The following is a 26086-nucleotide window of genomic DNA, read 5'->3' as shown; positions in this document are numbered from 1 at the left end:
AGAGGCCGGGACCTAGCCATGCATGATTTGGACGACCACCAGTGGCGCGAGCTGCTGGCCCGCCTGCGCCGCTTTGCCGTGTGGCTGACCCGCGAGCCGGGCAGCGCCGACGACCTGGTGCAGGCTACGGTCGAGCGGGCCCTGAGCCGTCGCGACCAGCAACGGGACGCCGATGCCCTGCGTGCCTGGCTGTTCACCATACTTTATCGACAATTCCTCGACGGTAAGCGCCGCGAGCGACTGCATGCGCGCTGGTTGTCCTGGTTCGGCCGTAACGAGCACGACGATGAGCCGGCTGGTGACAACCTCGAAACCATCGTCCTGGCACAGGCCGACCTGCAGGCGTTTGCCCGGCTGACGGCGGAGCAGCGTGCCTTGTTGTTGCTGGTCAGCATCGAAGGCTTGAGTTACAAGGAGGCCGCCCAGGCCTTGGGCATCCCCATCGGCACTGTGATGTCGCGCCTGTCGCGCGCGCGCAATGCCTTGCGCGAACTGACCGAGGGCAACCCCCAACCCCCGGCCTTGCGGAGACTGAAATGACGCGCCTGATCCCCAGCGATGATGAATTGCACGCTTACGTCGATGAGCGCCTGGAACCTGTGCGCCGGGCCGAGGTGCAGGCCTGGCTGGCGGCCAACCCGCAAGCTGCGGCACGTGTGGAAGGCTGGCGCGCCGATGCCCGAAGGCTGCGCACAGCGCTGGCCGGGTTGGGCGAGCTGCCCGGTGCGGCGCAGCTGGACCTTGGCCAGTTGCGTCGGCAATTGCGCCAGCGTCGGCAGCGGCGCTGGGCTGCGGCGGCGGTAGTGATGCTGGCGTTGGGTGTGGGGGGCTTGGGCGGCTGGCAAGTGCGCGATGCAACCCTGGCGCGGGTCGACCTGCCCATGGCTGATGCTGTTCAGGCGCACCGTCTGTTCGCCGGCAGTGAAGCACTGGATATCCAGGCCAGTGATCCTGGGCAGTTACGTGACTGGCTGGGCCGCCATTTCAGCCGGGTGGGCCAGTTACCGGACCTGGCAGGATATGGCTTCAAACCGGTGGGCGCGCGCTTGCTCAGCAACGAGCAGGGGCCGGCTGCATTACTGGTGTTCGAAGATGGCAAGGGCCAGCGCATCAGCCTGTTCCTGCGCTCGCCGGGCAACCTTTATCGGCGCATGCCGGACGGGCAGCGGGTCGATGGCCAGCTGGAGGCGCGGTACTGGTCGCATGGGGCTTATAACTTTGCCCTGGTCAGCGCGGCGGACGATGTGCGTGGGGCAGGGGTGGGGGAGGCGTTGAGGCTGGGGTTGTGAGTGTGGGCCCAAGGCGTGCACCTTGGGCCCGTCACCAGAGTCAGCTCAACTCCAGCCAGATCGGCGCATGGTCCGACGGTTTTTCCATCCCGCGCAGCTCATAGTCCACGCCCGCTGCCTTGATGCGCGGCACCAGCGGCTGTGAGGCCATGATCAGGTCGATGCGCAGGCCGCGCTTGGGCTCGTCCTCGAAGCCGCGGCTTCGGTAGTCGAACCAGCTGAAACGGTCTGTCACGTCCGGGTACAGGTGGCGGAAGCTGTCTACCAACCCCCAGCCTTTCAAACGTTCCATCCACTCATGCTCTTCCGGCAGGAAGCTGCACTTGCCGGTCTTCAGCCAGCGTTTGGCGTTGTCCGGGCCAATGCCGATATCACAGTCTTGCGGCGAGATGTTCATGTCGCCCATCACCAGCACTGGCTGGTCGTTGCGGAACTGGCTTTCCAGCAGTGCCTGCAGGTCACTGTAGAAGCGCTGCTTGGCTGGGAACTTGGTGGGGTGGTCGCGGCTTTCACCCTGGGGGAAATAGCCGTTCATGATGGTGATCGGGCTGCCGTCAGCATCGGCGAAGGTACCCCAGATGAAGCGGCGCTGGGCATCTTCTTCGTCGGTGGCAAAGCCCTTGTGCAGGCTCAGCGGCGCCTGGCGCGACAGCAGGGCCACGCCGTAGTGGCCTTTCTGGCCATGGTAGTGCACGTGGTAACCCAGTGCCTGCACGTCGGCCAGCGGGAACTGATCGTCGCTGACCTTGGTTTCCTGCAGGCCGATCACGTCCGGCTGGTGCTTTTCGATCAGCGCCGCCAGCTGATGCGGGCGGGCCCGCAGGCCGTTGATGTTGAAACAGACGATCTTCATGGAAAGACAATCCCGGTAAAAGGCGCGATGCTAGCCGACATCGACCTGCATCACCAGCATGGCGGCCAGGCGAGCCTGCTGCTAACGTGCTGTTGGGGGTGAACGAAGCGCGCTGGGGCACCTCCAAGGCACTGAACGCCCATTCCAGGAGGTCTTTCCGCAATGCCCGAAACCACAGCCGCCCCGGCCCGTGTCTGCCTGCTCGACGATGGTTACAGCCGCGAGGCACGTTCGCTGCTGTACAACGCCTACCGCCACGAGCCCACCTTCGCCTATATCTTCGAAGCTCAGCGCCCGGGGTATGAGCGGCGCCTGCGGGTGATGGTGCGCGAATGGGTGCGCCAGCACTTCTACCTGCAACTGCCCGCCATTGGCCTGCTGGTCGAGGACCGCCTGATTGCCCTGGCCCTGATCGTGCCGCCGCAGCGCCGGCTGGGCGTGGCCGACAGCTGGGCCTGGCGCCTGCGCATGATGCTGGGTACCGGCCTGCGCTGTACGCGGCGCTACATGGACTACCAGGCTGCGTTGGCCAGCTGTCTGCCCACTGACCAGGTGCATGTGCTGCCTTTGCTGGGGGTGCATCCGCAATTTCAGGGCAAGCACTACGGCGAGCAATTGTTACAAGCCGTGCACGACTGGTGCGCGGAAGACCCAGGCACCCAAGGGGTGGTGCTGGACACCGGTAACGAGCACTACCTGGCTTTTTACCAGCGTCAGGGTTATGAGGAAATTGGCGAAGTAGCTGTAGGACCGATCCGAGAGAGGGTGTTCTTTCATCCTAATCCAGTCTCTTCAAAACCCGCTTTTGCCTGAACAGGCCGCCAGGCGGCTCCCTTGAGCGCCCGGCTCTGGTAGCATGCGCCGCATGACGTATTCAGGAAGATTGACCTGGGGCCTGGTTTTCTGGGTCGCCAGTTTCGCAGCATGGGGCCAGAGCGAGTTGTTGGTGAAGGTGAAGCCGGCCAACAAGGCGCTCAAGGCCAATGTCGAAGGCTATATAGGCACATTGGGTGACCGCGACGAAGAAGCACTTTTGCGCTTCAGTCGCGGGGCAGAGGAGCAGGCGCGCAAAGCGGCGCAGGCACTTGGCTACTATCAGGCGCAGATCGATACTGAGGTCAAGCCCGCCAGCGACGCAGACCATCCCCCACAACTGATCATCAGCATCAACCCGGGCGAACCGATTCGCCTGCGCAACGTGACCGTGCGCATCGAGGGCCCAGCCAGCGAGATGAAGGCCTTCCGCGTGCCTGACAGCAAGGCGCTGCGGGCGGGTGAACAACTCAATCACGGCCATTACGAGGATGCCAAGCGGTTGATCCAGAACCAGGCGTCGCGCTATGGCTTCTTCAGTGGGCGCTTCAGTAGCCAGCGCCTGGCCGTCGACCCGCAAGCCGGTGTGGCGGATATCGAACTGGTCTACCAGAGTGGCCCGCGTTATCGCCTGGGCGCCGTCACCTTCGGGGGCGACACACCGCTGGACGAGGACCTGCTGCAGCGCATGGTGTCGTTCAAGCCGGGTACCCCTTACGACTCGGAACTGGTCGCAGAGCTGAACAACGACCTGCAATCGAGCGGCTATTTCGAAGGCGTGCGCGTGGATGCGGCGCCCACTGCTGCTGTGGGCGAAGAAGTCCCGGTGGATGTTCACCTGGAAACCCGTAAACCACGCACCATGGGCCTTGGCCTGGGCTTCTCGACCGACGTCGGGCCGCGCGGCAAGGCCAACTGGACCCGCCACTGGGTCAACCCACAAGGCCACAGCTATGGCTGGGAAACCGAACTGTCGGCCCCGCGCCAGAACGTCGGCCTGTGGTATGACATTCCGCTTGATCCGCCGCTGACCGACAAGCTGCGCTTTGCCGGTGGCTACCAGAACGAGGAGCTTGCCGGCACCGACACGCTCAGCAAGCTGTTGACGGTCGGCCCCGAGTGGCACAGCAAGCTGCCCAGTGGCTGGCAGCGGGTGATTTCGCTCAAGTACCAACGCGAAGAATATCGCCTGGGTGACGACTCCGGTTTGAGCAACCTGCTGATGCCAGGCGTCAGCTATTCCTTCCTGCGCAGTGACAACCGTATCGATCCGCACAACGGCTATCGCCTGCAGTTCGATGTTCAAGGTGCCAAGGAAGGGCTGGTGTCCGACACCAACCTGCTGCACGGCAACGTATTGCTCAAAGGCCTTACCACGCTCGGCCACAACCACCGCTTTCTCGGGCGCGTACAGTTTGGTGGCAGTGCGACCAATGGCTTCAAGAACAACATTCCGCCGTCGCTGCGTTTCTTCGCGGGTGGCGACCAGAGTGTGCGCGGTTACGACTACCAGACCCTGTCGCCGAAGAACAGCGACGGTGACCGTATTGGCGGGCGCTACCTGGTGGCAGGCAGTGTCGAGTACCAGTATTCGCTGACCGAAAAATGGCGGGTCGCGACGTTCGTCGACCAAGGCAACTCGTTCAACGACCTGGAGCTGCCCAGCCTCAAGACCGGTGTCGGCTTTGGTGTGCGCTGGGTATCGCCGGTCGGGCCGCTGCGCCTGGACCTGGCCAAGGCGCTGGATGACGAAGGGGGCATTCGCCTGCACTTTTCCATGGGGCCCGAGCTGTGAAACGCGTAATCAAATTTACTTCACTGGGCCTGTTGGGGGGCGTCGCGAGCGTGGGCCTGGTGCTCGGCTTGCTGCTGGGTACCCAGGCCGGCAGCCGCTGGGTACTGGGCAAGGTGCCCGGGCTTGAAGTGGCCGACTTCCAGGGTCGCCTGGCGGGCAGTTGGCAGGCCAGCCGGCTGACTTGGGCCGACGGCGGCAGCACGGTAGAGATGCAGGCGCCGTTGCTGGCCTGGTCACCTGCTTGCTTGCTGCGCGCGACCTTGTGCATTGACCGGTTGCAGGCAGACCGCATTGACATGGCCTTTGCGCCAAGCACCGAACCCACTGAGAGCGCCCCGCTGCAATTGCCGACCCTGCGCTTGCCGCTGGCCATCGAACTGGGCGAGGTCAAGGTCGGGCAGCTGCGCCTGGATGGCAGCGATCTGCTTGGCGATTTGCAACTGGCTGCGCACTGGACCAACAGCGGGATACGCATCGACAGCCTGCGGCTGCTGCGCGACGACCTGCAACTGAGCCTACAGGGCGACCTGCAACCCGAAGGCGACTGGCCGGTAACACTACAGGCGCAATTGCAGTTGCCTGCGGTAGACGAAAAACCCTGGCAACTGGCACTGACGGCCAATGGCCAATTGCAGAAGACGTTGGAACTCGCCGGCACCAGCAGTGGTTACCTCGATGCCACATTGAGCGGGCAGTTGCAGGCACTGTCCGAGCACCTGCCGGCGACCTTGCACATCCGCTCCGAGGCATTCAAGCCGGCTGGTGCGTTGCCTGACACCCTGCAATTGAACGCGCTCGAGCTCGATGCCAAGGGCGATCTGCTCGATGGCTATAAACTGTTCGGCAAGGCCAGCCTGCCGGCCGAGCAGTCACCGATCGCCTTGCTCCTGTCCGGTCTGGTCGACAGCAAAGGCGCCAGGCTCGATGCCCTGGACCTGACCGCCAGCGACAGCCAACGGGTCAAGCTGCAAGCCACGGCTGACTGGCAGCAAGGCCTGAGCGCCGATGCGCAGCTGGACTGGCAGGACTTCCCGTGGTTGCGCCTGTACCCACTGGAGACCCCGCCCGAAGTCACCCTCAAGCGCTTCAATACCCAGGTGCATTATCGCGATGGCAATTACCAGGGGACTTTCACGGGGGACCTGGACGGCCCGGCGGGAGCGTTCAGCATCGCCAGCCCGTTCGAAGGTGACCTCACCCAGGTGAAACTGCCGCAGTTGGCGCTGACCGCCGGCCAAGGCAAGGCAGCCGGCAGTGTCGCCGTACGTTTTGCCGACACCCTGGCCTGGGATGTCGACCTGCAGCTCTCCGCGCTCGACCCGGCCTATTGGCTGGCCGAACTGCCGGGTACCCTGGCGGGGCCACTGCGCAGCAAAGGCGAACTGAAAGGCGATACGCTTACCCTGGATGCCCAGCTTGACCTCAAGGGCCGCCTGCGTGGCCAGCCAGCCATGCTCAAGGCCGAGGCCCAGGGGGCGGGGCAAAACTGGACCCTGGGCACACTGGCCATCCAGCTGGGTGACAACCGCATCAACGGCAGTGGCAGCTTGCAACAGCGCCTGGCTGGGCGAATCGACCTTGACTTGCCGCGCCTGGGCCAGCTGTGGCCGAGGCTACAAGGCCGGGTCAAGGGCCGGCTGGATGTCGCCGGCACCTTGCAGGCCCCGCAAGGTACGCTCACCCTGCAGGGCCAGCGCTTGGCCCAGGCCGAAAACCGCCTGCAGCAGTTGGACCTGGATGCCCGCCTGGACAACACCCAACGCGGTGTAGTCGAGCTCAAGGCAACCGGTATCCACCTGGGTGACACAGCCTTGGGCACGTTGCAGGCCAACGGCAAGGGCGACATTCGCCAACAGGCCTTGACCCTGGCGCTGGGCGGCCCGCAGCTCAAGCTCGACCTTGGCCTGGATGGCCAGTTGAACAAAGGTGACTGGCGCGGGCGCCTGGCCACGGGCCGAATCCAGGCCGGTGGCCAGGACTGGCAGTTGCAGGCGCCTGCACGCCTGCAGCGGCTGGCCAGCGGCCAGCTCGACTTCGGGGCCCACTGCTGGCGCTCCGGCCAGGCAAGCCTGTGTGGCGACGACCAGCGACTGGTCCCCGAACCGCGCCTGCGCTACCACCTCAAGCAGTTCCCGCTGGGCAGCCTGGCCCAGTGGCTGCCGAAGGACTTTGCCTGGCAAGGCCTGCTCAATGCCGACATCAACCTGGACATCCCGGCCAGCGGCCCCAAGGGCACTGTCGTTGTCGATGCCAGTGGCGGCACCCTGCGCGTGCGCGACAAAGGCCGCTGGATCGATTTCCCTTATCAGACCCTGCGGCTGGACAGCACGCTGGCACCGCGGCGTATCGATACGCGCCTGGCGTTTCGCGGTGAGCGCCTGGGTGAGCTGAACGTCAACGCCCGGCTCGATCCGCTGGGCAAGAACAAACCGTTGTCGGGTGACTTCCGGCTGGCCGGGTTGGACCTGTCGGTGGCCCGCCCATTCGTGCCCATGGTCGAACGCCTGGCCGGGCAGCTCAATGGCAGTGGTCGGCTTTCAGGCACCTTGCTGGCACCTCAGGTCAACGGCAACCTGATGCTCAGCGGTGGCGAAGTCAGTGGCGCCGAGCTGCCGGCCAGCCTTCAGGACCTGTCATTGCAGGCGCTGATTGCCGGCGAGCAGGTGCAGCTCAACGGCAATTGGCGCAGTGGCGAGGCGGGACGTGGCCAGTTGAGCGGTAACCTCACCTGGGGGCAGGCACTGGGCATGGACGTGCGTCTGCAAGGCCAGCAACTGCCGGTCGCGATCGAGCCCTACGCCACACTGGAAGTTGCCCCGGACCTGACCTTGCGCCTGATCGATGACAAGCTGGCGGTGACCGGCAAGGTGCAGGTACCCAAGGGCAAGATCACTGTACGTGAGCTGCCGCCGTCCACGGTCAAGGTGTCGGATGACACGGTAATCGTCGGTCATCAGACCGAGGAAGGCAAACCCCCCATGGCCATGGCCATGGACATCGATGTTGAAGTCGGCCGCGACAAGCTGTCGTTCAGCGGCTTCGGGCTGACTGCCAACCTGCTGGGTCATGTGCACATCGGTGATAACCTCGATACCCGTGGCGAACTGAGCCTGGCAGACGGCCGCTACCGTGCCTACGGCCAGCGCCTCACCATCCGCCGGGCGCGTCTGCTGTTCGCCGGCCCGATCGACCAGCCGTATCTGGACATCGAAGCGATCCGCAAGGTTGACGATGTAATAGCCGGTATCCGCCTGAGCGGCAGCGCCGAGCAGCCGACGACCAAAGTGTTCTCGGAGCCGGCCATGAGCCAGGAGCAGGCGCTTTCGTACCTGGTCTTGGGCCGGCCATTGGGCAATACCGGCGAAGATAACAACATGCTCGCCGAGGCGGCGCTGGGCCTGGGCCTTGCCGGGAGCGCCGGCATTACCGGCAGCCTGGCGTCGAGCCTGGGGATCGATGACTTTCAACTGGATACCGAAGGTTCTGGCAACAGCACCAGCGTGGTCGCCAGCGGTAACATCACCGAGAAGCTCAGCCTTCGTTACGGGGTGGGCGTGTTCGAACCGGCCAACACGATCGCGTTGCGTTACAAGCTGAGCAAGAAGGTCTACCTCGAGGCCGCCAGTGGGCTGGCAAGCTCACTGGACATCTTCTACAAGCGCGACTTCTAGGCCCGCAGCGTGGCGGCCATCAACGGACGGTGGCCGCCTCGATGAACTCGTTGGTGTCGGGTGAGGGCGGTGGGGGGGTGGCGCGTACCGGGACGATCAGGTTGGTGTATTCCTCGATCAACCGGTTCAGGGCCTCTGGCGGTTCGCTCGCCTGGAACTGCATGCGGATCTGCACTTCGTCGGGGTCGCGGTTTTCGCCCTGGCGGCCTTGGCCACCAATGGTGACCTTGAAGCTCGCGGCCTTGCTCTCGCTTGCGGTCAGCAGTGCCTGCTGCGCCTCGGTGCCTTTGACCCTTACCGACAGGTCGACCTGCATGCGCTCAAGGGCCAGGCCTTTCGGTGACACCAGCGCAAACAGGGGGACGCGCATGATGTGCTGCCCATCCATGGCCACCTCGACCATCTTGGCTTTCATGGGGGCGCCCAGCGCCTCGGTGTCGCACTCGAAAAACTGGTCGAACAGGTTGATGTACTGCTGGGCAATCAGGCTGTTGGTGGCACTGGCGGCTTCTTGCAGGCCACGGGTAATTTCACGCAGGTCAATGGAGGTCATGGGGGCGGGGGGCTTTTGCAATGATTCGACTCCTCAGGCCAGGGTGTGCCCCTCCCACTACCGGCAGGAGGGGCTGTCGGGTCAAGTGCCAGTGTCTTACGGGGTCGCCAGGTTCGCAGGCGCGGGCCGTTTCAAGGTATCCGCCTGGGATATTTCGTCCGGGCTTTCCAGTTCGGCGGTTCGGACAACGGTTGGCTTGGTCGCGGCATCAGTGAGGAACTCGATTACCCTCATCATCGCTTCGGGCGGTTCCTGACGCTTCAGGGTCGTGTTGAAGGCATAGCGGGCGCGGGTATCTGTTTTGCGGGTTTGCGTGGATTTGTGGCTCACGCTGCCTTTCACGTTCAGCCTGAACGGCCCCCATCCGAGTGAGCCGGTAACTTCTGCATTCATGTCCTTACTGGAAACATCTTCCGACATCTGGTTGATAACCAGCTCGAACTCTACAGTGCCCTCTTCGATGGAAATGTTCGGGTGGGTAATGGCCGCCATCAGCGGCACTTTCATGGTCTTGCTGACCACGCCTTTGTATTCGCCCTGTTCGTCGACGATGGTTTCGTCGTAGTCGAACTGGATGGCCACTGCCTTGCCATCCTGGACGCATACCTGCATCAGGAAGTCGGCGTACGATTTGCTGGCGGTGACCTGCGCCTGGACCATGGCCTGCAAGGGACCGGCGATCATGCGGTCCATCGGCAGGGCATTGATCACGGAGCCTATAAGGCTGTTATCTATCGACATATCGGGAAGCTCGCTCTGTGTAGTGAGTTAAGGCAGCCGCGAATAGCTGCCAAGGTGTTCGGGCGTCAGCGCTCGCAAAGCTCCTGGCGCCGGATGTTGCCGATCTGCCGCAGGCTCAGGCCGTACTTGTTGGCCAGCAGGCTGCGGGACAAACCGTTGGCGCTTTCCTTCTGGATCTGCTGGTTGCGCAGCTGACGCAGAAAGTGGTCAGCCTTGGGGATCTCCAGGGCGACCCCGGCAAAGCGCTTGATCAGTGCGTCAAGCGCTTCGGCCGGCAGCACGTCAGCGAGCTTGGTGCGCTCGCGGTGCTTGGGGATGTACTTGGGCCTGCCGCCGTAGGCGCAGGTCAGCTGGTAGGCGTTTTCGATGCCGATACAGTCGATCAGGGCCTGCCGCCGTAGGCGCAGGTCAGCTGGTAGGCGTTTTCGATGCCGATACAGTCGATCAGGGCCTGCAGCGAGTGGGGCAGTTGGCTGATATCGATCTGGCTCAAATCTGGCATTTGCATATGGCGCTCCTTCGGGGTGGATGGGATGTGCGACCCGATCACCCGCGGCGTTGTGTCGAAGGTGTGAGCAAATTCTGTGCGACAGCCGAGGCGCGTCGCTAGGCGGCATATGGGTTGGGGGTTGTAGCTTCGGTGAACAGGATTTGCAGGCAGCGATATCTGGCGCTGTAGGAAATGGCGTGGACATCTGGCTGCGCCTCTTGGTTTCCTGTCGGGGCGCTGGCGATGATGCGCAGTGGGTACAGCACCCCTCAATCGCACGGGTAACTGCTCAGCAAGCTGGCGCTACCCAGATAGGCTTGAGGGGTGGCGCGCATGCCCGGCGGCAACGTGCGCCAATCGACCAGCAGGCACAGCGCGTGCAACGGCTGGCCGTTGCGCTGGCCGATGACCTGGTCGGCAAAATGGCGGCGGTACAGTACCTGGGTCTGATTCAGTGGCTGTGCCTGGTCGGCCTGCGCCAGCGTTTGTCGGGCCAGGTCGGGCAAGCGGGCTGTGGGCACGCTGAAATGTACCGGTGCGGCGTCGGTCTGCAGGTAGCCGGCCTGGCGTACGCGTTGCCACAGTTGTTGCCATTGGCTGGCACCGGCATGGGTGGCCAACTCGCGGCCCAGTTCGAGCAGGTGTTCGGTCGGCGTCTGCTGGGTGTCCAGTGCATGAAGGGAGAGCGGGGTCAGTAACAGCGATGCGAACAGCAGGGGTTTGTACATGGTGCCTCCGGCGTGGGTGCTAGGAAGCCCCATGCTTTCAGGCTGACGTCACCCCACCCAGCAGGAAATCCAGCGCCGGGGGCGGTGACCGTTGTATCATTGCCGCGGCTCGTTGCGAGCCATTTGCCCCTGATGTTGCAAGGAACATTCGATGACACACGTGCAGCGCCTCAAATATTCACTTCTGATCATCCTGGTGGTACTGGGCCTGATGCTGGGCCTGTCCCACCTGCAGAAGCAGGGCACGATCAGTGAGCAGACCTTCCAGATGCTGGCCATCGCCATTGCCGTGGTGGTCGTGGTGATCAACGGCATTCTGCGGCGCAAGGTCAAGCCCTGATCTGCGCGGGCCGGCCAGGTATGGCCGGCCATGCGCTCAACGCGAGGGTGTTTGCTCCAGTACGGCGCGCGCCTGGGGGTTGAGCCTGTAGCACTTGTCACTACCCAGTTGTATGACGCCTTCGGTGCACAGGCGCTTGAGCACTTCACGCACACTGAGGAACGACAGCGGGATATCCAGTTGTTCCAGTTGTGCGTGCACCCCGCGCACGCCAATACTGCGGCCATTGCGGTCGGCGGCGTGCAAGGCGTCGATAACCTTGAGGCGGATCAGGCTGGTGCGCAGGCCGAAGGTGCGCAACAGCTCGCGGATCTGTTCGTTGCCGATTCGTTCTTCAGCAAACACGTCCTGTCCCTTGGACGTTTTGCCTGGGACGCGCCCGGCCTGGACCGAGGTTTGCGGGTTGTACATGCGAATGCTCCTTTTCGTGGACGAACCCGAAATGTGGGTGGCTCACTTACTAGGACGAATGAGCACGCAAAAACTGCAACCCATTCGTGAAAAAAATGCCTGTTTCTCATCAAGACGTTCCATCGCCTTGTAATACGTAAAATATTCATCTGGCCATTCGTCTGATCGGGATGACCCCCGAACCCGAGGAGTGCCCGTGTTTCCACTTTGCCGTCCCATGACCTGCGCCGGCCTGGCCGCTGCCCTGGTGGCCTTCAGCGTCGGTGTGCAGGCGCAGCCCGCGCCAGCCGATGCCAGTGCCCAGATCCGTTACACCCGTTACGGCGTACCGCATATCGTGGCCAAGGATGAGCGTGGCCTGGGCTATGGCGTCGGCTATGCCTACGCCCAGGACAACCTATGCCTGCTCGCCAATGAAGTGCTGACCGTGAGCGGTGAGCGCTCACGTTATTTCGGCGCCAAGGGCCAGACCCTGGAGCAGCGTGACAACCTGACCAGCGACCTGTTCTTCACCTGGCTCAATAGCCCAGCGGCGGTCGATGCCTTCCTGCAGGCGCAACCCGCGCCGGTGCAGGCATTGCTGGCGGGTTACGCCAGCGGCTACAACCGGGCGTTGGTCGAACGCCGTCGTCAAGGGCTGCCCGCCGAGTGTGGCGATGGTGAGTGGGTGCGCCCCATCAGCAGCCAGGATCTGGTCAAACTGACCCGCCGTTTACTGGCCGAGGGCGGTGTCGGGCAGTTCGTCGAGGCGTTGGCAGGGGCGCAACCGCCAACGCTGGCCCGTCAGCAATCGTCAGCGGGCTTTGCCACCGCGCTGGTCCGGCAGGAGCGGTTCGCCGCGGAGCGTGGCAGCAATGCAGTGGCAGTAGGCGCGCAGCGCTCAGCCAATGGCCGCGGCCTGTTGCTGGCCAACCCGCACTTCCCGTGGATGGGCGGCATGCGCTTCTACCAGATGCAACTGACCATTCCCGGTCAGCTCGATGTGATGGGCGCGGCGTTACCAGGCCTGCCGGTGGTCAACATTGGTTTCAACCAGCACCTGGCCTGGACGCACACCGTCGACACCTCCAAGCACTTCACGCTCTACCGCCTGCAACTCGACCCCAAAGACCCGACCCGCTATGTGCTCGATGGCAAGTCGCTGCCGATGGCCCGGCAAACCATCCGTGTCGCGGTCAAAGGCACGGATGGCAGCCTGAGCCAGATTGAGCGGCAGGTTTACAGTTCGCAGTTCGGCCCGGTGGTGCAATGGCCAGGCCGCTTGGACTGGGACGCGCAGGCAGCCTACAGCGTGCGAGACGCCAACCTCGAGAACTCGCGGGTATTGCAGCAGTGGTACCAGATCAACCGAGCGGACAGCCTGGCGGCATTGAAGGGATCGGTCGAGCAGTTGCAAGGTATCCCTTGGGTCAACACGCTGGCCGTGGATCAGGGAGGGCGGGCCTTGTACCTGAATCAGTCGGTAGTGCCCTATGTCGACCAGCAACTGTTGGATACCTGCAGCAACCCGCAGGCGCAAGGGCGCCTGGTGGTGCTGGATGGCTCGCGTAGCGCATGCCAGTGGAAGGTTGACGCGCAGGCGGCGCAACCGGGCATCTTCCCGGCGCGGCTGCTGCCAAGCCTGGAGCGCGAAGACTTCGTACAGAACTCCAACGACCCGGCCTGGATGGCCAACCCGGCGCAGCCGCTGACCGGATACTCTCCACTGGTCAGCCGCAATGACCAACCACTGGGCATGCGTGGCCGCTTTGCCTTGCAACGCCTACAGGGCAAAGCCCGGTTAGGTGTAGATGAATTGCAGCGCATGGTCACCGATGACGAGGTGTACCTGGCCAGCCTGGTGTTGCCAGACCTGCTGCAATGGTGCAAGGGCGCCAGCGCAGATGTGCAGGCCGTGTGCAGCAGCCTGGCCGCCTGGAACGGCAAGGCCGACCTCGACAGTGGTATGGGCCTGGTGCACTTCCAGAACCTGTTCAATGCGCTGGCCGAGCACCCGGAAAGCTGGCGAGTGGCATTCAACCCGGCCGACCCGCAGCACACCCCGCGCGGCCTGGCTGTCGAGCAGGCGGCGGTGAGCAGGCTGGTACATCAGGCAGCACTGGCGTCGCTCAAGCAGGTCAGTGAAAGCGGCGTTGCCGGGGCGGCGCGCTGGGGGCAGGTGCAACAGGCCCTTGATGGCACGCCGGTACCGGGCGGCCCGCAGGCGCTAGGGGTGTACAACGCGATCTACAGCGTGCCGCACGGGCAGGGCAAGCGGCTGGTGGTGAGCGGGACCAGCTACCTGCAACTGGTCAGCTTCACCGACAAGGGGCCAGAAGCCCGTGGCCTGCTTGCGTTTTCCCAGTCGAGTGAGAAGGCTTCGGCGCATGCCAGTGACCAGACCAAGGCCTTTGCGGCCAAACAGCTGGCGCTGATCCCGTTTACCGAGGCGCAGATCAAGGCAGACCCTGAGTACCGGGAAGTGGTGATCAGTGAGCGGGACAAGGGGGCGGTAGTCAGCCAGCCCTGAGGCGTCAGCCTGCGCCGGCCCATTCGCGGGTAAACCCGCTCCTACAGGGGGCTGCGGGCTTGCCCGCGAGACCCTGTAATGTCAGGAAAACTCGAACGGCGCCAGCTGAAAGCCCTGCTCGTCAACCTGCAAGGCCCAACCGCGGCGATCCCAGTCGCCCAGCACGATACGCCGTGCCGGTTGGCCGTCGACCACCAGCTTGTGAATCGCCGGCCGATGGGTATGGCCATGCACCAGAGTGCGCACGCCATGCGCCGCCATCACCTTGGGTACTTCTTCCGGCGTGACGTCGACAATCTCGGTGGACTTCATCCGCGTTTGTGTACGGCTTTCATTGCGCAGCTTGCGCGCCAGCCTGTAGCGGGCCGACAGCGGCAGGTGGCGCAGGATCCACAAGCTCAGCGGATTGCGCAGCAGGCGGCGCATCTTCATGTAGCCCAGGTCGCGGGTGCACAGGGTGTCGCCGTGCATCAGCAGCACCTGTTCACCGCCCAGCTCGATCACGCTGGGGTCGCTCAGCAAGGTGCAGCCTGCAGCATCGCAGAAGGCCTGGCCAATCAGGAAGTCACGGTTGCCATGCATCAGGTAGATGGCCGTGCCACTGTCGCTCAGCCGGCGCATGGCCTGGCAGATCGACTGCTGGAAGGGCGTCATGGCATCGTCGCCAATCCACGCTTCGAAGAAGTCACCAAGGATGTACAGGGCCTTGGCATGGCGGGCGCGGCCGTCTAGCAGATCAAGAAACGCCCGGGAAATATCCGGGCGTTCTTCTTGCAGGTGCAGATCAGAGATCAGCAGAATCACTCAATGATCTCGGCTTTCTCGATGATCACGTCGTCCTTTGGTACGTCCTGGTGGCCAGCTTTGGAACCGGTGGCCACTTTTTCGATGGCGTCGACCACTTCACGGCCTTCGATCACTTCACCGAATACGGCATAACCCCAGCCTTGCACGTTCTTGCCGCTGTGGTTGAGGAAGTCGTTGTCGGAGGCGTTGATGAAGAACTGCGCCGAGGCGGAGTGCGGCTCCATGGTACGGGCCATGGCAATGCTGTACTTCTTGTTCTTCAGGCCGTTGTCGGCTTCGTTCTGGATGCTGGCGCGGGTTTTCTTCTGGCTCATGCCGGCCTCGAAGCCGCCGCCCTGGATCATGAAGCCTTTGATCACACGGTGGAATACGGTGCCATTGTAGTGGCCGTCCTTGACGTACTGAACGAAGTTTTCGGTAGTCAGCGGCGCTTTCTCGGCGTCCAGTTGCAGGACGATGTCGCCGTGGTTGGTGCTCAGTTTGACTTTGGACATGCTGAAACTCGCTCTTTCAAGGCAATCAGAAATTAGGGTGCGCAGGGCGCGGGTTATCACCAGACGCAGGATCAGGCGATCGCGACACATGGCGCGCACTGGCCATTTTGCCAGGCTGCGGCAAAAAGCCGTGATAAATCACATCAGTTTGTCCGGGCGCGGCTGTCAGCAGCTTGACTGCTTCGGCTATGATAGGCCCTTTGATTCAATCGGCCTACCCAGGCTGGACACACGCATTCAAGGATCCTATGAGCAAGCCCACTGCCGACAACGCGCCCAACGCCGCTGCCAAAGGCGCCCCCGCTGTCCCTGCGAACTTCCTGCGGCCGATCATCCAGGCCGACCTGGACTCGGGCAAGCACAGCAGCATCGTCACCCGTTTCCCGCCGGAGCCCAATGGTTACCTGCACATCGGCCACGCCAAGTCGATCTGCGTCAACTTCGGCCTGGCCAAGGAATTCGGCGGCGTCTGCCACCTGCGTTTCGACGATACCAACCCGGCCAAGGAAGACCAGGAGTACATCGACGCCATCCAGAGCGATGTCAAATGGCTGGGCTTCGAGTGGGGCGGCGACGTGCGTTACGCCTCCGACTACTTCGACCAGCTGCACGACTGGGCGGTCGAGCTGATCAAGCGCGGCAAGGCCTACGTCTGCGACCTTACTCCCGAGCAAGCCAAGGAATACCGCGGCAACCTCAAGGAGCCGGGCAAGAACAGCCCGTTCCGCGAGCGCAGCGTGGAAGAAAACCTCGACCTGTTCGCCCGCATGAAGGCCGGCGAGTTCAAGGACGGCGAGCGTGTGCTGCGGGCCAAGATCGACATGGCCTCGCCAAACATGAACCTGCGCGACCCTATCCTGTACCGCATTCGCCATGCTCACCACCACCAGACCGGCGACAAGTGGTGCATCTACCCCAACTACGACTTCACCCACGGCCAGTCGGACGCCATCGAGGGCATTACCCACTCGATCTGCACCCTTGAGTTCGAAGGGCATCGTCCGCTGTACGACTGGTTCCTCGACAACCTGCCGGTGCCGGCACACCCGCGCCAGTACGAGTTCAGCCGCCTGAACCTGAACTACACCATTACCTCCAAGCGCAAGCTCAAGCAGCTTGTGGACGAGAAGCACGTCGACGCCTGGGACGACCCACGCATGTCGACCCTGTCCGGCTTCCGTCGCCGTGGCTACACGCCGGCTTCGATCCGCAACTTCTGCGAAATGATCGGCACCAACCGTTCCGACGGTGTGGTCGACATGTCGATGCTCGAGTTCAGCATCCGTGACGACCTGGACCGCACCGCGCCACGCGCGATGTGCGTGCTGCGCCCGCTGAAAGTGGTCATCACCAACTACCCGGAAGGCCAGGTCGAGCAGCTTGAGCTGCCACGTCACCCGAAGGAAGACATGGGCGTGCGTGTGCTGCCGTTCTCCCGCGAGCTGTACATCGACCGCGACGACTTCATGGAAGAACCGCCGAAGGGCTACAAGCGCCTGGAACCGGCCGGTGAAGTGCGCCTGCGCGGCAGCTACGTGATTCGTGCTGACGAAGCGATCAAGGACGCCGACGGCAACATCGTCGAACTGCGTTGCTCGTACGACCCCGACACCCTGGGCAAGAACCCTGAAGGCCGCAAGGTCAAGGGCGTGATCCACTGGGTGCCGGCCGAGGGCAGCGTCGAGTGCGAAGTGCGCCTGTACGACCGCCTGTTCCGCTCGCCGAACCCGGAAAAGACCGAGGAGGGCGGCAGCTTCCTGGACAACATCAACCCTGCTTCGCTGCAAGTGCTCAGCGGTTGCCGTGCCGAGCCGTCGCTGGCCCAGGCGCAGCCCGAGGACCGCTTCCAGTTCGAGCGCGAAGGCTACTTCTGCGCCGACCTGAAAGACAGCCAGCCGGGCCGCCCGGTGTTCAACCGCACTGTCACCCTGCGTGACTCCTGGGGCAGCTGAGGAACCGCCGTGCTTACCATCTACAACACCCTGAGCAAAGCGAAGGAAACCTTCAAGCCGCTGGATGGCAACAAGGTGCGCATGTACGTGTGCGGCATGACCGTGTACGACTACTGCCACCTGGGCCATGGCCGCAGCATGGTGGCCTTCGACCTGGTCACCCGCTGGCTGCGCAAGAGTGGCTATGAGCTGACCTACGTGCGCAACATTACCGACATCGATGACAAGATCATCAACCGGGCCAACGAGAACGGCGAAAGTTTCGACGCCCTGACTGCCCGCATGATCGACGCGATGCACGAAGACGAGCGCCGCCTGAACATTCTGCCGCCAGACCAGGAGCCGCGTGCCACCGACCATATCGCCGGCATGCACGCGATGATCCAGACGTTGATCGACAAGGGGTACGCCTACGCGCCAGGCAATGGCGACGTGTACTACCGGGTCGGCAAGTTTGTCGGCTACGGCAAGCTGTCGCGCAAGAAGATCGAAGACCTGCGTATCGGTGCACGCATCGAGGTCGACGAAGCCAAGCAGGACCCGCTCGACTTCGTCCTGTGGAAGGGCGTCAAGCCGGGCGAGCCAAGCTGGGAATCGCCATGGGGCCCGGGTCGCCCGGGCTGGCACATCGAGTGCTCGGTCATGTCCACCTGCTGCCTGGGCGAGAGCTTCGACATTCACGGTGGCGGCAGCGACCTGGAGTTCCCGCACCACGAGAACGAGATTGCCCAGAGCGAGGCGGCTACTGGCAAGCAGTACGCCAACGCCTGGATGCATTGCGGCATGATCCGTATCAACGGCGAGAAGATGTCCAAGTCGTTGAACAACTTCTTTACTATCCGCGACGTGCTCGAGAAGTACCACCCGGAGGTGGTGCGCTACCTGCTGGTGGCCAGCCACTACCGCAGCGCGATCAACTACTCGGAAGACAGCCTGCGTGACGCCAAGGGCGCGCTGGAGCGCTTCTACCACGCCCTGCGCGGCCTGCCACGGGTGGCGGCCAAGGGTGGCGAAGCGTTTGTCGAGCGCTTCAGCGTGGCGATGAACGACGACTTCGGCACCCCCGAAGCCTGTGCGGTCCTGTTCGACCTGGTGCGCGAGATCAACCGCCTGCGCGACAGCGACGTGGAGGCTGCTGCTGGCCTGGCCGGTCGACTGCGCGAGCTGGGTGATGTGCTGGGTGTGCTGCAACTGGAGGCCGATGACTTCCTGCGTGCTGGTGCCGAAGGCAAGGTCGATGCGGCTGAAGTCGAGGGCTTGATCCAGGCGCGCCTGAAGGCGCGTGCGGACAAGAACTGGGCTGAGTCTGACCGCATTCGCGATCAGCTGACCGCCATGGGTGTAGTGCTGGAAGACAGCAAGGGCACGACTACCTGGCGTCTGGCTGACTGAAGTAACTGGGGCCGCAAAGCGGCCCCAGCTTTTGTTTACCTAGACCCGCAAGCGGGCAGTGCAATACCAGCCTGGCCCACAGGGATAGCGCACACTTGAAATGTCGCGCCAATCCTGTGGGAGCGGGCGTGCCCGCGAAGGGCCGCAAAGCGGCCCCAGCTTTTATTTGCCTAGACCCGCAAGCGGGCAGTGCAATACCAGCCTGGCCCACAGGGATAGCGCACACTTGAAATGTCGCGCCAACCTGTGGGAGCGGGCGTGCCCGCGAAGGGCCGCAACGCGGCCCCAGCTTTTATTTGCCTAGACCCGCAAGCGGGCAGTGCAATACCAGCCTGGCCCCACCCAATTCGCTTTCGCCGATCTCCAGCCCGAAGCCATGCAGGTCGACGATCGCTGCCACGATCGACAACCCCAGCCCGAAGCCGGCATGGCGGTGGCCCTCATCGCTGCGATAGAACCGTTTCAGTACAGCCGTGCGCTCGGCTTCGGGAATACCAGGCCCGCTATCCTCGATCGCCATGTGCACGCCGCTGTCATCCTGCGTGGCGGTGATGCGCACCCGACCACCCTCGGGCGTGAACTTGATCGCGTTGCCCACCAGATTCGCCAAGGCCTCGAACAGCAGTTCGCGGTCGCCGTGCAACGCCGGTAGCTGCGCAGGTTGGTGCAATTGCAGTTGAATGCCGCCATCCTCGGCCAATGGCAGGTAAAAATCATGCAGTTCTACCAGCAGCTCATGCGGGTCAAGCTGGATGAAGCCGGCGCGGCGCTGGCGGTCTTCCAGCTCACTGATGCGCAACAACCCGCGAAAGCGCGCCATCAGGGTGTCGGTTTCGCCAATGGCCTGGTCCAGCGCTTCGGCTTGCGCAGAGTCCACGTCGCTTTGCTGGCGAATACGGTACAGCTGGGCGCGCAGGCGGGTCAGCGGTGTGCGCAGGTCATGGGCAATGTTGTCGCACACACCCTTGACCTCGTGCATCAGCCGTTCGATACGGTCGAGCATGGCATTGACGATCGCCGCAAGCATGTCCAGCTCGTCGCGGCGGGCCGACAGTGGCAGGCGGTGGGTCAGGTCGCCGGCGACAATCAGTTCGGCCTGGGCCTGGATCGCCCGTATCCGCTTGAGCGGCCTGCGCCGTAGCAGGTACCAACCGGCAAAACCCGGGATCAGGGTCAGCGAGATGCCCCAGAGCAGGGCGTGCAGGATGATACGGGTAACCACGAACAGCGAGCCATTGTCACGCACCAGCACCAGCCACCGGCCATCCTGTACCTTGATTGCCACCGCGTCGCAGCTGTCGCGGGGCATACGTGGGTCGTCGGCATCCAGGCAGCGTTCCAGCTCATGGATCTTGCCATCCAGTTTGAGCTCTGGGGGCAGGGCTCGCACGGTGCCGCCAATCGGGTTGAGCTGGTTATCGAACAGGCCGTAGGCGTCAAAGCTGCGCTCCTCGAAGGCCTGGCTGGCGATCAGGGCGTCGTCCAGTTGCTTGCCGCTCATGTGGGCGAACAGGTGCTGGCGCTGCAGCATGGAATGACGGGTGAGTTTGTTCAGGTAGCTGGAGACCTCGAAGTACAGCACCCCCATGAGGATGCTGCTCCAGGCCACAAACAGAAAGCTGTACAGCGCCAGCAGGCGGCTGGTAGAAGAACTCCAGCCTTTAGACGGGTTCAGCAATGGCATAGCCGGAGCCCCGTACCGTACGGATCAGCGGCGACTGGCCGGGTGAGTCGATCTTCTTGCGCAGGCGGCCGATGTGCACGTCGATCAGGTTGGTGCCCGGGTCGAAGTGATAGCCCCAGACTTCCTCGAAAATCATCATCCGCGTGATCACCTGGCCGCTGTGGCGCATCAGGTACTCCAGCAGCTTGTACTCGGTGGGCAACAGGTTGAGGGTGTTGTCACCGCGGCGCGCCTCGTGGCTGATCAGGTCCAGCTGCAGATCGGCAACCTGCAAGCGGGTCTGGGTCGTGGGTACGCTGTTACGGCGCAGCAATACCTCGACTCGCGCGGCCATTTCGTCGGAGGCGAACGGCTTGGTCAGGTAGTCGTCTCCGCCGGCACGCAGGCCGCGCACCCGCTCATCGACGTCGGAGAGGGCGCTGATCATCAGGATCGGCGTAGCGATCTTGAGGTTGCGCAGGGTGGTGACGATGGTCAGGCCGTCGACCTCGGGCAGCATGCGGTCCAGGGTGATCAGGTCGTAGCCGCCCGCAATGGCTTTGGCCAGGCCTTCCCGGCCATTGTCGGCCCAATCCACTTCCAGACCGTGGCTGGTCAGTTCGGCGACGATTTCCTGGCCGGTGACGGCGTCGTCTTCGATGGTCAGTACGCGAGGCATGCTGGTTCCTGGGCATCTAATGGAGATCTGATTGTGCCAAAGAATAGACAACCGGCGATTTAAGAAAAATTCATCTAGCGGGCACCGATGCCTTCGGCGTGCATGATCTGCGCAATGATCGGTACCGGTGTCATCAGGTGCGAGCGCATCATGGCGCTGGCGGTTTTGGCATCCCGGGCGAGGATCACCTCGACCAGTGCCGCATGCTCCTGGCGCTTGAGCGCCAGCGCCTCTTCGGAAAACACCGTCTGCGTCAGCCACAGGTGGCGGTAGCGCTCGGCCTGGTCGAACAGGTAGGTGCGTGCCTGCAGCAGGTGCTTGGAGCCGCAGCCCGAGGCAATGGCAGTATGGAACGCCTTGTGCCGCTCGTCCCACACATCCAGCCGCTGCTCGCGGGTTTTTACTTCCACCACCTTGGCCAAGGTATGCGAGTGGGCTAGCACCGATGCCTCCCAGGCGTCATCGCCGCGCTCGATGGCCAAGGCAATGATCATCGCTTCCAGGTTGGCGCGGGCGTCGTAGATGTCGTTCATCTCATCCAGCGACATGGGCGCTACCCGGTAGCCTTTCTGGCTGATCGCGTTGACCAGGTGCTCGGCCACCAGTTGCGACAGTGCTTCGCGCAGCGGGCCCACACCCAGGTCGTAGCGTTCCTTGAGGGTGCTCATCAACAGCTTTTCACCGGGCTTGAACACCCCGCGGATGATGTCCTTCTTGAGCCTCTCATACCCGCTGAATGCTGAGTTTTGTCGGGGGGCGAGCGCTTCCAAGATCCTGTTCCTCAAAACGTTTTGCCGATCATACCGAAACCCACTGTCGACGAAAAACAATGGACAAACTCAAGCAGTGTCGCTGAAACATAAAAATGTAGACATTTTGATCTAGTGGCGATATTTTTACCTCGCCCGCACTGATCCAGGTCATGACCGGACGGCGCCACCTACTTTTTTAGCCAGGACATTGCCATGAACGCCTTTACGCAGATCGACGAACTTGTCATGCCGCTGCCACTCGAACCGCAGGGCTATACCATCGCCCCCTCGAAACAGTCGCCGCGCCTGCTGGAACTGACCTTTGCCCGGGAAACCGTCGAAGCGTTCGTGCAGGCCGTTGCCCAATGGCCGGTGCAGGCATTGGAGTACAAGTCGTTCCTGCGTTTTCGTGTAGGCGAAATCCTTGACGAGCTGTGCCAGGGCACGCTGCGCCCGGTGCTGCTCAACACCATCCTCGACCGCGCCACAGGCGGCATGCTGATCACCCCGATCGGCCTGGATGACGTGAGCCAGGCCGAAGACATGGTCAAGTTCACCACCGCCTGTGCTCACCTGATCGGCCGTTCCAACTATGACGCCATGAGTGGCCAGTTCTATGCGCGCTTCGTGGTGGTCAACAGCGACAACTCCGACAGCTACCTGCGCCAGCCGCACCGGGTCATGGAGCTGCACAACGACGGCACGTTCGTGAACCAGATCACTGACTACGTGCTGATGTTGAAGATCGACGAAAAGAACATGGAAGGCGGCAACTCGCTGCTGCTGCACCTGGACGACTGGGAGCAGTGCGAGGCGTTCTTCCGTCACCCTCTGGCCCGCCGCGAAATGCGCTGGACCGCGCCGCCGAGCAAAAAGGTTGCCGAAGATGTGTTCCATTCGGTATTCGACACTGATGCCGAAGGCCGGCCGACCATGCGCTACATTGACCAGTTCGTGCAGCCGGAAAACTACGAGGAAGGTATCTGGCTGAACGCCTTGTCCGAGTCGCTGGAAGGCAGCGGCAAGAAGGTCTCGGTACCGGTAGGCGTAGGCAGTTTCCTGCTGATCAACAACCTGTTCTGGCTGCATGGCCGCGATCGCTTCACCCCGCACGAGGGCCTGCGCCGCGAACTGATGCGCCAGCGTGGTTACGTCGCCTTCCCCAAGCCGCTGTACCAGCGCGGGCAATAATGACAGGGCGCGGGGCGGGCGCCCGCCCGCGCGTTTTTGCACAAAACTATGCCACCAGGCCCCGTGCGGGCTTTGGTGAGCCTGCCAGGCAATGCCTGCGTGTGAGGTAAGGCTGTGTACGATTTCATCATTATTGGCGGCGGGATTGTGGGCATGTCCACGGCCATGCACCTGATCAAGGTCTATCCGGACGCGAAGATGCTCCTGCTGGAGAAAGAGTCTGGCCCGGCCCGCCATCAGACCGGCCATAACAGCGGCGTGATCCACGCCGGTGTGTATTACACCCCCGGCAGCCTCAAGGCGCGCTTCTGCCTGGAAGGCAACAAGGCGACCAAAGCCTTCTGCACCCAGCACGGCATTCGCTTCGATGAGTGCGGCAAGCTGCTGGTAGCCACCAACGATCTGGAAATGCAGCGCATGAAGGCGCTGTGGGAGCGGACGGCGGCCAATGGCCTGGAACGCTACTGGCTGTCGGCTGATGAGTTGCGCGAGCGTGAGCCCAACATCGTCGGTATGGGGGGCATCTTCGTGCCGTCCAGCGGTATCGTCAATTACGCGCAGGTGACGGCTGCGATGGCCGCAGAGTTCCAGCGTGCCGGTGGCGAAATCCGCTATGGCGCAGAAGTGGTCGGCCTGCAGGAGCAGGCAAATGAAGTGATCGTGCGCACCCAGCGTGATGAACTGCACAGCCGTTTCCTGGTGACCTGCTCGGGGCTGATGGCTGACCGCGTGGTGGGCATGCTCGGGCTGCGTACCGAGTTCGTGATCTGCCCGTTCCGTGGCGAATACTACTTGCTGCCCAAGCAGCACAATCAGATCGTCAACCACCTGATCTACCCGATTCCCGACCCGTCGATGCCCTTCCTGGGGGTGCACCTGACCCGCATGATCGATGGCACCGTCACCGTAGGCCCCAACGCTGTGCTGGCGATGAAGCGCGAGGGCTACCGCAAGACCGATGTCAGCCCCAGCGACCTGTTCCAGACCCTGACCACGCCCGGCATCCTCAAGGTGCTGGCGAAGAACTTCCGCCCGGGCCTGATCGAGATGAAGAACTCGCTGTTCAAGGGTGGGTACCTCAAGCAGGTGCAGAAGTACTGCCCGAGCATAACCAAAGCCGACCTCACGCCTTACCCGGCCGGCGTGCGTGCCCAGGCGGTGTCGCGCGACGGCAAGCTGATCGACGATTTCCTGTTCGTCAACACCGCGCGCAGCGTCAACGTGTGCAACGCACCGTCGCCAGCCGCGACCTCGGCCATACCGATCGGTGCCTACATCGTCGAGAAAGTGTGCGAGCAGGTCGGCCTGCAGGGCGGCAACTTCCCCAAGGCCGACCTGTCGGCCAGCCAGAGGGCTGCCAGCTGACAGCCCGGTAACACCTTCTGCGGTTTCGTTTTACTCAACCCGTACTGCCCTGCTCACCATTCAGGGCAGGGCGGGCTTTTTCGCGCCTGCGTCGGTGACGTGCAGCCGGCGGCCCCTGCGTGGGCATGACAAAAACAACAAGGTAGCGCCATGCAAACCCACAAGAACAATTTGAGTCATGGATTGAAATCACGGCATGTCACCATGCTGTCCATTGCCGGCGTGATCGGCGCCGGGCTGTTTGTCGGCTCTGGCCGCGCCATCGCCGAAGCGGGGCCTGCCACCATCCTGGCCTATATCCTGGCGGGCGGCCTGGTGGTGCTGGTGATGCGCATGCTGGCCGAAATGGCGGTTGCCTCCCCGGACACCGGCTCGTTCTCAACCTACGCTGACCTCGCCATCGGCAAATGGGCCGGTTACACCATCGGTTGGCTGTACTGGTGGTTCTGGGTGCTGATCATTCCGATCGAGGCCAATATCGCCGCTACCATCATCAACTCCTGGGTCCCGCAGCTGGAGATCTGGGTGTTGTCGTTGGTGATCACGTTGCTGCTGACGGCCACCAACCTGTTCAGCGTGAAGAATTACGGTGAGTTCGAGTTTTGGCTGGCACTGGTCAAGGTGGTGGCCATCGTCAGCTTCATCGCCCTGGGTGTTTGCGCCATTTTCGGCCTGTTGCCGGGGTCCGGCGTCAGCGGCGTCTCGCGTTTGTGGGATACGGGGGGCTTCATGCCCAACGGCTTTGGTGCGGTGCTGAGCGCGATGCTGATCACCATGTTCTCGTTCCTCGGGGCCGAGGTGGTGACCATTGCTGCGGCTGAATCCGACGAGGCGGGCAAGCATATTTCCAAGGCCACCAATTCGGTGATCTGGCGGATAACGCTGTTCTACATCCTGTCGATCTTCATCGTCATCGCACTGGTACCGTGGACCGACCCACGCCTGGCGACCGAAGGCTCTTATGTCACGGTGCTGGACACCCTCGGCGTGCCAAATGCCAAGGCCATCATCGACTTCGTGGTGCTGACGTCGGTGACCAGCTGCCTCAACTCGTCGCTGTACACCGCCTCGCGCATGGTCTATTCGCTTAGCCGCCGGGGTGATGCCCCGGCCTGTGCCCAGATAACCAGCCGCAGTGGTACACCCGTGGTGGCAGTCTTGTTGTCGACGGGGGCTGCATTCCTGGCGGTGATCGCCAACTACCTGGTGCCGGCCAAGGTGTTTGGCTTCCTCATGGCAAGCTCCGGCGCCATTGCCTTGCTGGTGTATCTGGTCATTGCCATTTCCCAGCTGCGCCTGCGCCAGCGCCTGACGGCACAGGGCAAGACACTGGGTTACCGCATGTGGCTGTTCCCGTGGCTGACCTGGGGCGTGATCCTGTTCATCAGCGGCGTACTGGTATTGATGCTGTTCCGCCCGGATCATCGCCTGGAAGTGGTCTCGACGATGGTGCTGGCGGTGTTGGTGGTGTGCTCGGGGGTGCTGGTGACCCGGCGCCGGGCGCGCGGCGGGGCCGTGGCTGGCGTAGGGCAGGGCGCCTGATTCGTCCGGCCTGAAGACAGACGAGCAAGTCGCATCAGGCTGTGAGAGGATGTCCG

22 protein-coding genes and 1 pseudogene are annotated in these 26086 nt (G+C 63.0%); 12 read left to right on the top strand and 11 right to left on the bottom strand.

Annotated features, from left to right (window positions below):
- Positions 1-18 precede the first annotated feature (18 nt).
- Positions 19-540 (top strand): sigma-70 family RNA polymerase sigma factor, encoded by a 522-nt coding sequence (locus ACI7M0_RS14640; protein ID WP_019437145.1) that lies wholly within the window; start codon positions 19-21, stop codon positions 538-540.
- The gene (locus ACI7M0_RS14635) at positions 537-1289 is read left to right on the top strand and encodes an anti-sigma factor (protein WP_104961844.1); all 753 of its coding nucleotides are present in this window, start codon (positions 537-539) and stop codon (positions 1287-1289) included. Before ACI7M0_RS14640 ends, ACI7M0_RS14635 begins: the two co-directional genes overlap by 4 nt.
- A gap of 40 nt (positions 1290-1329) precedes the next feature.
- Here ACI7M0_RS14635 and xthA read toward each other — a convergent pair whose 3' ends face one another.
- Complete coding sequence (xthA, locus tag ACI7M0_RS14630) at positions 1330-2142, bottom strand: exodeoxyribonuclease III (RefSeq protein WP_129932503.1); 813 nt, start codon at positions 2140-2142, stop codon at positions 1330-1332.
- Positions 2143-2304: 162 nt separating this feature from the next.
- Here xthA and ACI7M0_RS14625 point away from each other — a divergent pair, with 162 nt between their 5' ends.
- Genes ACI7M0_RS14625 through ACI7M0_RS14615 form a run of 3 tightly spaced genes read left to right on the top strand, consistent with a single transcriptional unit; the run spans position 2305 to position 8421 of the window.
- Entirely contained in the window at positions 2305-2955 is a 651-nt protein-coding gene (locus ACI7M0_RS14625) for an N-acetyltransferase (protein ID WP_004576713.1), read from the top strand.
- A 52-nt stretch (positions 2956-3007) separates the two neighbouring features.
- On the top strand, positions 3008-4750 hold the full coding sequence (locus ACI7M0_RS14620) for an autotransporter assembly complex family protein (RefSeq protein WP_104962883.1): 1743 nt from the start codon (positions 3008-3010) through the stop codon (positions 4748-4750).
- Positions 4747-8421: a translocation/assembly module TamB domain-containing protein gene (locus tag ACI7M0_RS14615; protein WP_129932502.1), complete on the top strand. Its 3675-nt coding sequence runs from the start codon at positions 4747-4749 to the stop codon at positions 8419-8421. The genes ACI7M0_RS14620 and ACI7M0_RS14615 overlap by 4 nt, the downstream gene beginning before the upstream one ends.
- A gap of 19 nt (positions 8422-8440) precedes the next feature.
- Here the strand turns inward: ACI7M0_RS14615 and ACI7M0_RS14610 are convergent, their stop codons facing one another.
- The 4 genes and pseudogenes from ACI7M0_RS14610 to ACI7M0_RS14595 form a co-directional block, all read right to left on the bottom strand.
- On the bottom strand, positions 8441-8995 hold the full coding sequence (locus ACI7M0_RS14610) for a DUF2589 domain-containing protein (protein ID WP_019437142.1): 555 nt from the start codon (positions 8993-8995) through the stop codon (positions 8441-8443).
- Positions 8996-9070: 75 nt separating this feature from the next.
- Positions 9071-9715: a DUF2589 domain-containing protein gene (locus ACI7M0_RS14605; protein ID WP_064490732.1), complete on the bottom strand. Its 645-nt coding sequence runs from the start codon at positions 9713-9715 to the stop codon at positions 9071-9073.
- A 65-nt stretch (positions 9716-9780) separates the two neighbouring features.
- Positions 9781-10223, bottom strand: a pseudogene (locus ACI7M0_RS14600) (Mor transcription activator family protein).
- A gap of 251 nt (positions 10224-10474) precedes the next feature.
- Positions 10475-10933 (bottom strand): hypothetical protein, encoded by a 459-nt coding sequence (locus tag ACI7M0_RS14595; RefSeq protein WP_012052540.1) that lies wholly within the window; start codon positions 10931-10933, stop codon positions 10475-10477.
- Positions 10934-11084: 151 nt separating this feature from the next.
- Here ACI7M0_RS14595 and ACI7M0_RS14590 point away from each other — a divergent pair, with 151 nt between their 5' ends.
- Entirely contained in the window at positions 11085-11273 is a 189-nt protein-coding gene (locus tag ACI7M0_RS14590; protein ID WP_003248064.1) for a hypothetical protein, read from the top strand.
- Between the two features lie 36 nt (positions 11274-11309).
- Here the strand turns inward: ACI7M0_RS14590 and ACI7M0_RS14585 are convergent, their stop codons facing one another.
- The gene (locus tag ACI7M0_RS14585) at positions 11310-11684 is read right to left on the bottom strand and encodes a hypothetical protein (RefSeq protein WP_010953802.1); all 375 of its coding nucleotides are present in this window, start codon (positions 11682-11684) and stop codon (positions 11310-11312) included.
- 196 nt (positions 11685-11880) lie between these two features.
- Here ACI7M0_RS14585 and ACI7M0_RS14580 point away from each other — a divergent pair, with 196 nt between their 5' ends.
- Positions 11881-14193 carry an acylase gene (locus tag ACI7M0_RS14580; RefSeq protein WP_129932501.1) on the top strand — a complete coding sequence of 771 codons (2313 nt, stop codon included), beginning with the start codon at positions 11881-11883 and terminating at the stop codon, positions 14191-14193.
- An 81-nt stretch (positions 14194-14274) separates the two neighbouring features.
- Here ACI7M0_RS14580 and ACI7M0_RS14575 read toward each other — a convergent pair whose 3' ends face one another.
- Positions 14275-14997, bottom strand: a complete 723-nt coding sequence (locus ACI7M0_RS14575) for a UDP-2,3-diacylglucosamine diphosphatase (RefSeq protein WP_020193813.1) — start codon at positions 14995-14997, stop codon at positions 14275-14277.
- Positions 14994-15494 (bottom strand): peptidylprolyl isomerase, encoded by a 501-nt coding sequence (locus ACI7M0_RS14570; RefSeq protein WP_010953805.1) that lies wholly within the window; start codon positions 15492-15494, stop codon positions 14994-14996. Before ACI7M0_RS14570 ends, ACI7M0_RS14575 begins: the two co-directional genes overlap by 4 nt.
- 248 nt (positions 15495-15742) lie before the next feature.
- On the opposite strand from ACI7M0_RS14570, the gene ACI7M0_RS14565 reads away from it, so the two are divergent.
- Entirely contained in the window at positions 15743-17446 is a 1704-nt protein-coding gene (locus ACI7M0_RS14565) for a glutamine--tRNA ligase/YqeY domain fusion protein (RefSeq protein WP_010953806.1), read from the top strand.
- Positions 17447-17455: 9 nt separating this feature from the next.
- Positions 17456-18838, top strand: coding sequence for a cysteine--tRNA ligase (cysS, locus tag ACI7M0_RS14560; protein WP_104887522.1), 1383 nt, complete (start codon positions 17456-17458; stop codon positions 18836-18838).
- Between the two features lie 292 nt (positions 18839-19130).
- On the opposite strand, the gene ACI7M0_RS14555 is transcribed toward cysS, so the two are convergent.
- The 3 genes from ACI7M0_RS14555 to csiR all read right to left on the bottom strand — a co-directional run bounded on the left by ACI7M0_RS14555 (position 19131) and on the right by csiR (position 21950).
- Positions 19131-20522 carry a HAMP domain-containing sensor histidine kinase gene (locus ACI7M0_RS14555; RefSeq protein WP_129932500.1) on the bottom strand — a complete coding sequence of 464 codons (1392 nt, stop codon included), beginning with the start codon at positions 20520-20522 and terminating at the stop codon, positions 19131-19133.
- Positions 20500-21180: a response regulator transcription factor gene (locus tag ACI7M0_RS14550; protein ID WP_010953809.1), complete on the bottom strand. Its 681-nt coding sequence runs from the start codon at positions 21178-21180 to the stop codon at positions 20500-20502. Before ACI7M0_RS14550 ends, ACI7M0_RS14555 begins: the two co-directional genes overlap by 23 nt.
- Positions 21181-21254: 74 nt before the next feature.
- Positions 21255-21950: a DNA-binding transcriptional regulator CsiR gene (gene csiR / locus ACI7M0_RS14545; RefSeq protein ID WP_010953810.1), complete on the bottom strand. Its 696-nt coding sequence runs from the start codon at positions 21948-21950 to the stop codon at positions 21255-21257.
- 195 nt (positions 21951-22145) lie between these two features.
- Here csiR and glaH point away from each other — a divergent pair, with 195 nt between their 5' ends.
- The 3 genes from glaH (at position 22146) to gabP (ending at position 26030) form a co-directional block, all read left to right on the top strand.
- A complete protein-coding gene (gene glaH / locus ACI7M0_RS14540) occupies positions 22146-23123 on the top strand; it encodes a glutarate dioxygenase GlaH (RefSeq protein WP_010953811.1) in 978 nt (325 codons plus the stop codon).
- A 114-nt stretch (positions 23124-23237) separates the two neighbouring features.
- Complete coding sequence (lhgO, locus tag ACI7M0_RS14535; RefSeq protein WP_129932499.1) at positions 23238-24488, top strand: L-2-hydroxyglutarate oxidase; 1251 nt, start codon at positions 23238-23240, stop codon at positions 24486-24488.
- Positions 24489-24638: 150 nt separating this feature from the next.
- The gene (gene gabP / locus ACI7M0_RS14530; RefSeq protein ID WP_019437051.1) at positions 24639-26030 is read left to right on the top strand and encodes a GABA permease; all 1392 of its coding nucleotides are present in this window, start codon (positions 24639-24641) and stop codon (positions 26028-26030) included.
- The last annotated feature ends 56 nt before the right edge of the window (positions 26031-26086 follow it).

The organism is Pseudomonas sp. 10(2024) (assembly GCF_045164175.1).
Taxonomy (GTDB): Bacteria; Pseudomonadota; Gammaproteobacteria; order Pseudomonadales; family Pseudomonadaceae; genus Aquipseudomonas; species Aquipseudomonas alloputida.
This window is presented reverse-complemented; position numbering and strand designations above follow the sequence as displayed.